The 8,233-nt window shown below is 63.5% G+C and carries 7 protein-coding genes; all 7 read right to left on the bottom strand.

Going from position 1 to position 8,233, the window contains the following annotated elements:
• Window positions 1-78 precede the first annotated feature (78 nt).
• Window positions 79-1,101, bottom strand: coding sequence for an XdhC family protein (locus PQQ96_RS40810; RefSeq protein WP_408302904.1), 1,023 nt, complete (start codon window positions 1,099-1,101; stop codon window positions 79-81).
• Window positions 1,074-1,670 (bottom strand): SRPBCC family protein, encoded by a 597-nt coding sequence (locus PQQ96_RS40805; RefSeq protein WP_408302902.1) that lies wholly within the window; start codon window positions 1,668-1,670, stop codon window positions 1,074-1,076. Before PQQ96_RS40805 ends, PQQ96_RS40810 begins: the two co-directional genes overlap by 28 nt.
• Window positions 1,661-3,064, bottom strand: coding sequence for a vWA domain-containing protein (locus PQQ96_RS40800; RefSeq protein WP_408302900.1), 1,404 nt, complete (start codon window positions 3,062-3,064; stop codon window positions 1,661-1,663). Before PQQ96_RS40800 ends, PQQ96_RS40805 begins: the two co-directional genes overlap by 10 nt.
• 5 nt (window positions 3,065-3,069) lie before the next feature.
• Window positions 3,070-3,957, bottom strand: a complete 888-nt coding sequence (locus PQQ96_RS40795; protein WP_408302898.1) for an AAA family ATPase — start codon at window positions 3,955-3,957, stop codon at window positions 3,070-3,072.
• 184 nt (window positions 3,958-4,141) lie between these two features.
• Window positions 4,142-4,939 (bottom strand): FAD binding domain-containing protein, encoded by a 798-nt coding sequence (locus PQQ96_RS40790; RefSeq protein WP_408302896.1) that lies wholly within the window; start codon window positions 4,937-4,939, stop codon window positions 4,142-4,144.
• A gap of 22 nt (window positions 4,940-4,961) precedes the next feature.
• The gene (locus PQQ96_RS40785) at window positions 4,962-7,343 is read right to left on the bottom strand and encodes a xanthine dehydrogenase family protein molybdopterin-binding subunit (protein ID WP_408302894.1); all 2,382 of its coding nucleotides are present in this window, start codon (window positions 7,341-7,343) and stop codon (window positions 4,962-4,964) included.
• 10 nt (window positions 7,344-7,353) lie between these two features.
• Window positions 7,354-7,872 (bottom strand): (2Fe-2S)-binding protein, encoded by a 519-nt coding sequence (locus PQQ96_RS40780; protein ID WP_408302893.1) that lies wholly within the window; start codon window positions 7,870-7,872, stop codon window positions 7,354-7,356.
• Window positions 7,873-8,233: the final 361 nt, after the last annotated feature.

Below are 8,233 nucleotides of genomic sequence, written 5' to 3'. Positions count from 1 at the left end.
ATAAACCAATAACAAATCAAGGAAAGGCCAACGCCACAGGCAAACAGCCAAAAGCGCCGCGCAGGCAAAAAAAGCCAACTAAACACTACAAGCAGCGCCACCAGAAGCAGCAATCTCCCGCGCTGCCTTAGCCCCCTCAACCTGTAATAAAGTCGGCAACGAAACCCCGTTCTTGGCCGCCGTCACCTCGGCAAGAATAGAAACCGCAATTTCAGGCGGCGTCCGGCTGCCAATATAAATCCCAACCGGCCCATGCAACCGGACCAACTCGGTATCGTTCAGATCGAACTCCTTCAACCGCTCGCGCCGCGCCTGATTATTCCTTCTCGACCCCAAAGCGCCCACATAAAAAGCCGGCGTCTTCAACGCCTCCATCAGCGCGAGATCATCCAGCTTGGGATCATGCGTCAGCGCAATCACCGCGCACCGTTCGTCGAGCTTCATCTCGATCACCGTGTCGTCCGGCATCGTCCGCACGATCTTCGTGCCGGGAATGCTCCACTCCTCGGTGTACTCCTCGCGCGGATCGCACACGGTGACCTGATAATCGAGCCCGACCGCGATGTTGCACAGATAGCGCGACAACTGTCCCGCACCGATCACCAGCATCCGGTACCGCGGGCCGTGAATCGTCAGCAGACGCTCACCGTCGAAATGCACGCCGTCCGTCGCCTGCGCCGCATCGAGCCGTACCGCGCCCGTCACCATGTCGAGTTCGCGTGCCAACAGACGGCCGTCTTCTACCGCATGACACAGCTCGGCAATGCCGCTTTGCGGCGTCAAAGGCTCCAGCACGAGTTGGATCGTGCCGCCGCATGGCAGGCCGAAGCGATGCGCTTCTTCAGCCGTAATGCCGTACTTCACCGCTTCCGGCCGTGTCTGCTCAATACCCTTTTGCCGTACACGGTCGATCAGGTCGTCTTCGATGCAGCCACCCGATACCGATCCCACCACGAGTCCATCGTCGCGCACGGCGAGCATCGCGCCCTCGGGGCGCGGCGACGAGCCCCACGTCTTCACCACCGTCACCAGTAGCGCGCGATGCCCCTCGTCCAGCCAGCGTGCGCTGGACTTCAGGACCTCGAGATCCACGCTGTCCATGATTTCTTCCTCTTCGTTCCGTCGCCGCCGGACTCAGTGTCCGTGGCCTCATTCGATTCTGTATTCTGCACCGCCGCGTCAGCGGCTGCAGTTTCGCTGCCATCCGGGGGCGTTTCGCCCTCTGCGTCGCCGCCGACCTGTGCGCCGAAGCGCTTGAAAAATTCGCCCGCGAGTTTACGCGCCGCGCCATCAACCAGCCGCGAACCGATCTGGGCGAGCTTGCCGCCGACCTGTGCAGTCGCCGTGTACGTGAGCTTCGTCGCGGCGTCGCCCTCGGGTTCAAGCGTGACGTGCGTATTGCCCTTGCCGAAGCCCGCCGCACCACCCTGGCCTTCGAAAACGATGGTGTAACTGTTGGGCGCCTCGATGTCGGTCAGCAGCATACGCCCTTTGAAGCGAGCCTTCACGGGACCGACCGACGCGCTCAACACCACCGCGTACGCATTTTCGCCGTCCGGATCGATGCTCTCGCAGCCGGGAATGCACGCGCGCAGGATTCCGGTATCGTTTAGCGCTTCCCATGCGCGCTGCTGAGACACCGGCAGCGTATGGGTTTCACTCAATTCCATGATGTTGCTCCCGCAGTTGTCGTGGCGGATACGGGGAGACGCGGCGCGCGCGTGAGTTGCGCGAGATCGTGGCCGAACGCTGCCAGACTGTCTAGATTGTGGACCGGACGATGCGCGTCGACATACGGCAGGATCGCCTGCACGCCGCGCGCTTTCGGTGAAAAGCCGCTGAAACGCAGCAGCGGGTTGAGCCATACGATACGGTGGGCAAAGCGGCGCAGGCGGGCCATTTCGGTGTCGAGCACGTCGATCGCTTCGTGATCCAGACCGTCGGTCACGAGCAGCACCGTGGCCCGGCCAGTCAGTACGCGGCGTGCCCAGCGCCGGTTGAATTCGGCGAGCGCCGCGCCAATACGTGTGCCACCCGACCAGTCGACCACCTGATCGGTGAGCGTCGCGATCGCCACGTCGGGATCGCGCTCGCGCAGCGCGCGCGTCGCGTTGGTCAGGCGAGTGCCGAACAGGAACACCTGCAGGCGCTCACGCGATTGCAGAAGCGCGTGGCAGAAGTACAGCACGGCGCGCGAATAGTTGCTCATCGAGCCGGAGATATCGAGTAGCAAGACTAGCGGTGGTTTGCGTTCGACTGCCGCGCGATACTTCCACACCGTCCAGTCGCCGCCCGCGCGCACCGCGTGCCGTGCGCTGGCGCGCAAATCGGCATGCGTGCCATGCGAGGCGGCCTTCAGGCGGCGCGTCGGTTCGGTGGCAAGCGGTAGACGCTGGCCGCGGATCAGATGCCGCAACGTGCGCCATTCGTCAGCGGAAAGCGTGTCGAAATCGCGATGACGCAGCCGCTCTTCAGCACTGAAGGTGACGTGCGCGTGCAGGTCGTGCTGTTCGGTTTCCTGTGGCGCTTTCCTGTGCGGCGAGGGCGGCGTGCGTACGGCAAGCGCATCAGCGAGACGGTTGTTGCGTTTGGGCGGCGGCAGACCATCGCGGACCTTCGGCAGCAGCAGCGCGCGCAACTTGCCTTCCCAATCCGGATCGCGCCAGAACAGATCGAAGGCAGCGTTGAAGAGATCACGTTCGTCCGGTGCGCAGACCAATAGCGCGGCGAGCGCGGCGCGCACATCGTCGCGGCGGCCGAGGTCGATCCAGTGCAGGGCAGCGAGCGCATCGACGGCTTGTGCCGGCGACATCGGCAAACCCGCGCCGCGCAGCACGCGCACAAAGTGCACGACGTTGCGGGCCAAAGTGGGCGTATCGATCGGCGCGGCCGATGTGTCGACGGAGGCGGGTGTCGAGCGTGCATTTGCGTCGTCTTTCGACGCGGGACTGCTTGCCGAAGCGCCACTGTTTCGCGCAACGCCAATGTCTGCGGGCGTCTCACTGCGTGTCGAAGTAGGTCTACTGGCCGCAGTACCGTTGCTTCCGTCCGTTATCTTTTCCATCGCCGTTATCCCGGCACCGCGAGACATTGCGCGATCTGCGCGGCATCGACGCGCGCCAGATCGTCCTGATACTTGAGCAGCACGCCCAGGGTGTTCTGCACCGATTGCGGATCGAGTTCCGTCACCGACAGCGCTTCCAACGCGCGGCACCAGTCGATCGTTTCCGCGATGCCGGGCGCCTTGAACAGATCCATGCCGCGTAGGCGATGCACGAAATCGACCGCGCGCCGCTGCAATTCAGCCGACGTTTGCGACGCGCGCGCGGCGACGATCTCCAGTTCACGATCGCGTTCGGGATAGCCGATCCATTGATACAGGCAACGGCGTTTCAACGCGTCGTGTACTTCGCGCGTCCGGTTCGACGTCATCACTACCAGCGGCGGCTGTGCGGCACGAACCGTCCCGTACTCGGGAATCGATACCTGGAAGTCCGAAAGCAGCTCCAGCAGGAAGGCCTCGAACGGTTCGTCGGCGCGGTCGATCTCGTCGATCAGCAGCACGCGCTGTGCGCCCGGATGATTTTCGTCGGGCATCAGCGCTTGCAGCAGCGGACGCTTCAGCAGGAATTCGCTGCGATAGAGCGTGTCGTTGCCGGGCCGCTCGCCGGCGGCTTCGGCCAGACGCAGTGCCATGATCTGGCGAGGGTAGTCCCATTCGTAAAGCGCGCTGGCCGTGTCGAGTCCTTCGTAGCATTGCAGTCGCAGCATCGAGGTGCCGAGCATCCCCGCCGCCGCTTTGGCGAGTTCGGTCTTGCCGACACCCGGCTCGCCTTCGACAAACAACGGCCGCTCCATGCGCAAGGCGAGATACAACGCAGTCGCGAGTTCGCGGCTGGCGAAGTATTTTTGGGCGGCGAGTTGCGCGAGGGTGTCGTCGATTGAGGCAGGCTGCATGGTGTTCCTGAATCCGCACGATGAAACGGGTGAGCCGCGGGGCGGCGCGGCAGCAGCGCGACGGGTAAGAAGATCATGACCGCAGCCGCAGCCGCAGCCGCAACGGTGACGGCCAGCGTGGGCGGGAACGCGGCTGACGCGCCACGCTGGGGCACGTCACGTCAGCCGCCACCCGCGCGTACTGCTAACCGTTCGCCTTCGTCACCGCGCGCGCGGCCAGCACCGGAATCAGATGCGCACGATATTCAGCGCTGGCGTGCATATCGGTGTTCAGGTCGGCGTCGGATACGGTCACCGCTCGCGCAGCCTCGGGCGCGAAATTCGCCGACAGCGCGCTTTCCAACTCCGGCACGCGGAATACCGAAGACGCCGCGCCGGTCACCGCCACACGCACGCCGCTCGCGAACTTCGCGACGAACACGCCGACCAGCGCAAAATGCGAAGCCGGATTGCGGAATTTCTCGTAGGCCGCGCGTTCCGGTACCGGAAACTCGACGGCTACGATCAACTCGTCGGGCGCCAACGCAGTCTCATACATGCCGACGAAGAAATCGCTCGACGAGATTCGTCGCCGATCGGTGACGATTGTCGCATCCAATGCCATCGCCGCCGCCGGATAGCAGGCGGCCGGATCGTTGTTCGCGAGCGAGCCGCCGATGGTGCCGAGCGCGCGCACCTGGCGATCGCCGATGTGTCCGGCGAGGTCCGCGAGCGCCGGCAACACGCGCCGAAGCTCGGCGTGATCGGCGACGTCCGCGTGACAGACCGCGGCGCCGACCGCCACCTTGCCGGCATCGACGGTGATCGATTTAAGCGCCGGAATCCTCGTCACGTCGATCAGTTGCGAGGGCTGCGCGAGACGCAGACGCATGGTCGGCAACAGGCTTTGCCCACCGGCGAGAAATTTCGCGTCGCTGTCGGCGGCAATGGCTGCGGCGGCCGCTTTCGGATCCGTCGCGCGTTGATACTCGAATGAATACATGTCGAATGCTCCGCTCAGGATCTCAGTGGGGTTGCTTGGCAGCACGAATTGAGGACCACACGCGATGCGGTGTCGCCGGCATTTGCAGGTCGGTCACGCCCAGCGGCGCGAGCGCGTCGAGGATCGCGTTGATCACCGCTGGTGGCGAGCCGATCGCGCCTGCCTCGCCGCAGCCTTTCACGCCAAGCGGATTGTGCGTGCATGGCGTGCCTTTCACGGTTTCGACGGTGAAGTTCGGCAGATCGGACGCATGCGGCATCGCGTAGTCCATGTAGGAGCCGGACAGCAACTGGCCGCTTTCGTTGTCGTACACGCAGCGCTCCAGCATCGCCTGGCCGATACCCTGACCGAGCCCGCCATGCACCTGGCCTTCGACGATCATCGGGTTGATCACGTTGCCGAAATCGTCGACCGCGGTGAACTGCCGGATGCGGCTGACGCCCGTCTCTGGGTCGACCTCGATCTCGCAGATATACGAGCCCGCCGGATACGTGAAGTTGCTCGGATCGTAGAACGCGCATTCTTCGAGACCCGGTTCGAGCACGTCGAGCGGATAGTTGTGCGGCACGTAGGCGGCGAGCGAGATGTCGGCGAATGCCTTGGTGCGGTCGGTGCCCGCGACGCGAAACACGCCGTCCTTGAACTCGATGTCTTCCGCCGCGGCTTCGAGCAGATGCGCGGCGATTTTCTTCGCCTTGGTTTCGATCTTGTCGAGCGCTTTCATGATCGCCGAGCCGCCTACCGCGATCGAGCGCGAGCCATACGTGCCCATGCCGAACGGAATGCGGCCGGTGTCGCCGTGAACGATCTCCACGCTTTCCAGCGCAATGCCCAGGCGGTCCGCGACCACTTGCGCGAAGGTCGTCTCATGCCCCTGGCCGTGACTGTGCGAGCCGGTGAACACGGTGACGGAACCCGTCGGATGGACGCGAATCTGGCCGACTTCGAAGAGCCCGGCGCGTGCGCCGAGTGCGCCGGCGATGTTCGACGGCGCCAGGCCGCAGGCTTCGATGTAGCACGAGTAGCCGAGACCGCGCAGCTTGCCGTTCTTTTCCGACTCCTGCCGGCGCGCGGGGAAGCCCTTCACGTCCGCGAGTTCGAGCGCGCGGTTCAGGGTGGTGTCATAGTCGCCGGTGTCGTAGGTGAGGCCCACTGGCGTCGCATATGGAAACGTGCGGATGAAATTGCGTCGGCGGATTTCCGCGGGATCGAGTTTCATCTCGCGCGCGGCGGTTTCGACCAGACGCTCGACGACATACGTCGCTTCCGGACGGCCCGCGCCGCGATAGGCGTCGACCGGGACGGTGTTGGTGAAGACCGCTTTCACCTCGGCGTAGATGGCGGGCGTCGCGTACTGGCCGGCGAGCAGCGTCGCATACAGGATGGTCGGTACGCTCGACGCGAAGGTCGACAGATACGCGCCCATGTTGGCGATCGTATGAACGCGCATCGCGAGAAACTTGCCGTCGGCGTCCATCGCCAGTTCGGCTTTGGTGACGTGATCGCGGCCATGCGCGTCGGACACGAACGCTTCCGAGCGTTCGGCGGTCCATTTGATCGGACGGCGAATTTTCTTCGATGCCCACGTCAGCGCGACGTCTTCGGCATACAGAAAAATCTTCGATCCGAAGCCGCCGCCGACATCCGGCGCGATGACGCGCAGTTTCGATTCCGGCAGCGACAACACGAACGCGGCCATCAGCAAGCGTTCCACATGCGGATTCTGATTGGCGACGTAGAGCGTGTAGCTGTCGTCCTGTGTCGAGTAGCTCGCGTTGACTGCGCGCGGCTCGATCGCATTCGGGATCAGGCGGTTATTGACGATATCGAGCGTGGTGACGTGTGCGGCTTTGGCGAAGGCGGCGTCGGTCGCGGCTTTGTCGCCGTGGCCCCAGTTGTAGCAGATGTTGTCCGGCACTTCGTCGTGAACCGCGGCGTGGCCCGGATCGGACGCGTGTGCCGTGTCGACCACGGCCGGCAGCACGTCGTAATCGACTTCGATCAATTCGGCGGCGTCTTTCGCGGCCTTGATCGAATCGGCGATCACCAGTGCGACCTGATCGCCGACATGGCGCGCCTTCGTGTGCGCGATGATCGGATGGGGCGGCTCGTTCATCGGCTTGCCGTCGGTGCTGTGGATCTGCCAACCGCACGGCAGTCCGCCGACGTTTTCCGCGGCCATGTCAGCGCCGGTGAAGATCGCGACAACGCCCGGCGACTGTTTGGCCGCGGCGATGTCGATGCTGTTGATTTTTGCGTGCGCGTGTGGAGAGCGCAGGAATACCGCATAGGTTTGCTGCGGCAGGACGATGTCGTCGGTGTACTGACCGTTGCCCGTGAGGAACCGATAGTCTTCCTTACGTTCGACGGAGGCGCCGATGAGGTGGGTGTCGGGTGCGTTCATCGTCTTCTCCTCAGGCGGTGGCTTGGGCGGTGGCCGGCGCATTGGCCTGGGCCGTGCCGGAGGATTTCATGCCTTCGGCGCCATCGAGGACGGCTTTGACGATGTTGTGATATCCCGTACAGCGGCACAGATTGCCGTCGAGCTGCGCGCGCACGTCGTCGCCGGTGAGGTTGGGCTGACGCTCGACGAGCGAGATCGCGCTCATCACCATGCCGGGCGTACAGAAACCGCACTGCAGGCCGTGACAGTGTTTGAAGGCCGCTTGCATCGGGTGCAGGGCACCGTCTTTGGCGATCCCTTCGATGGTGGTGATGTCGGCGCCTTCGGCCTGGACCGCGAGGATGTTGCAGGACTTGATCGCGCGGCCGTTCAGATGGACGGTGCATGCGCCGCACTGGGCGGTATCGCAACCGATGTGCGTGCCCGTGAGGCGGAGTTGATCGCGAAGGAACTGAACAAGCAGGGTGTTAGGGTCGATTGAGGCGCTGATGGGCGCGCCGTTCACCGTCAGACTGATGCTAATCGCCATGAAGTTGTCTCCTTATGGGGTGAAACCGGACCTTTGTTGTTTCTGCCTTCGGCTACCTGTTCGTGGGGTCCGATTAGGGTGCAGCGGGTTTGCCGCTTGCGGGGGGCTTTTTTATGGGTCTGCCGAAAAGTAAAGCACAAATTGCTTTGGGGCGCTATTCGGGTTGTGTGCCTACGGCGTTTTGTATTGGGTGTATGCCCGCGGCGGTGGGGTTTGGCTGGTTTTTTTGCCTGCGCGGCGCTTTTGGCTGTTTGCCTGTGGCGTTGGCCTTTCCTTGATTTGTTATTGGTTTATTAGCGTCGCCCCTGTGCGGGGCGGGCACCTACTTTTCTTTGCAGCAGGTGTATAGACCGGAGACATG

Source organism: Paraburkholderia sediminicola, assembly GCF_046027825.1.
GTDB lineage: Bacteria > Pseudomonadota > Gammaproteobacteria > Burkholderiales > Burkholderiaceae > Paraburkholderia > Paraburkholderia sediminicola_D.
The sequence above is the reverse complement of the archived record's forward strand: the minus strand, read 5'-3'. Positions and strand labels throughout refer to the sequence as shown.

What these genes read in the sequence shown, in the direction of transcription:
- PQQ96_RS40780 (WP_408302893.1), bottom strand. Translation starts at nt 7,872, where the DNA reads ATGGCGATTAGCATCAGTCTGACGGTGAACGGCGCGCCCATCAGCGCC.
- PQQ96_RS40795 (WP_408302898.1), bottom strand. Translation starts at nt 3,957, where the DNA reads ATGCAGCCTGCCTCAATCGACGACACCCTCGCGCAACTCGCCGCCCAA.
- PQQ96_RS40790 (WP_408302896.1), bottom strand. Translation starts at nt 4,939, where the DNA reads ATGTATTCATTCGAGTATCAACGCGCGACGGATCCGAAAGCGGCCGCC.
- PQQ96_RS40800 (WP_408302900.1), bottom strand. Translation starts at nt 3,064, where the DNA reads ATGGAAAAGATAACGGACGGAAGCAACGGTACTGCGGCCAGTAGACCT.
- PQQ96_RS40810 (WP_408302904.1), bottom strand. Translation starts at nt 1,101, where the DNA reads ATGGACAGCGTGGATCTCGAGGTCCTGAAGTCCAGCGCACGCTGGCTG.
- PQQ96_RS40785 (WP_408302894.1), bottom strand. Translation starts at nt 7,343, where the DNA reads ATGAACGCACCCGACACCCACCTCATCGGCGCCTCCGTCGAACGTAAG.
- PQQ96_RS40805 (WP_408302902.1), bottom strand. Translation starts at nt 1,670, where the DNA reads ATGGAATTGAGTGAAACCCATACGCTGCCGGTGTCTCAGCAGCGCGCA.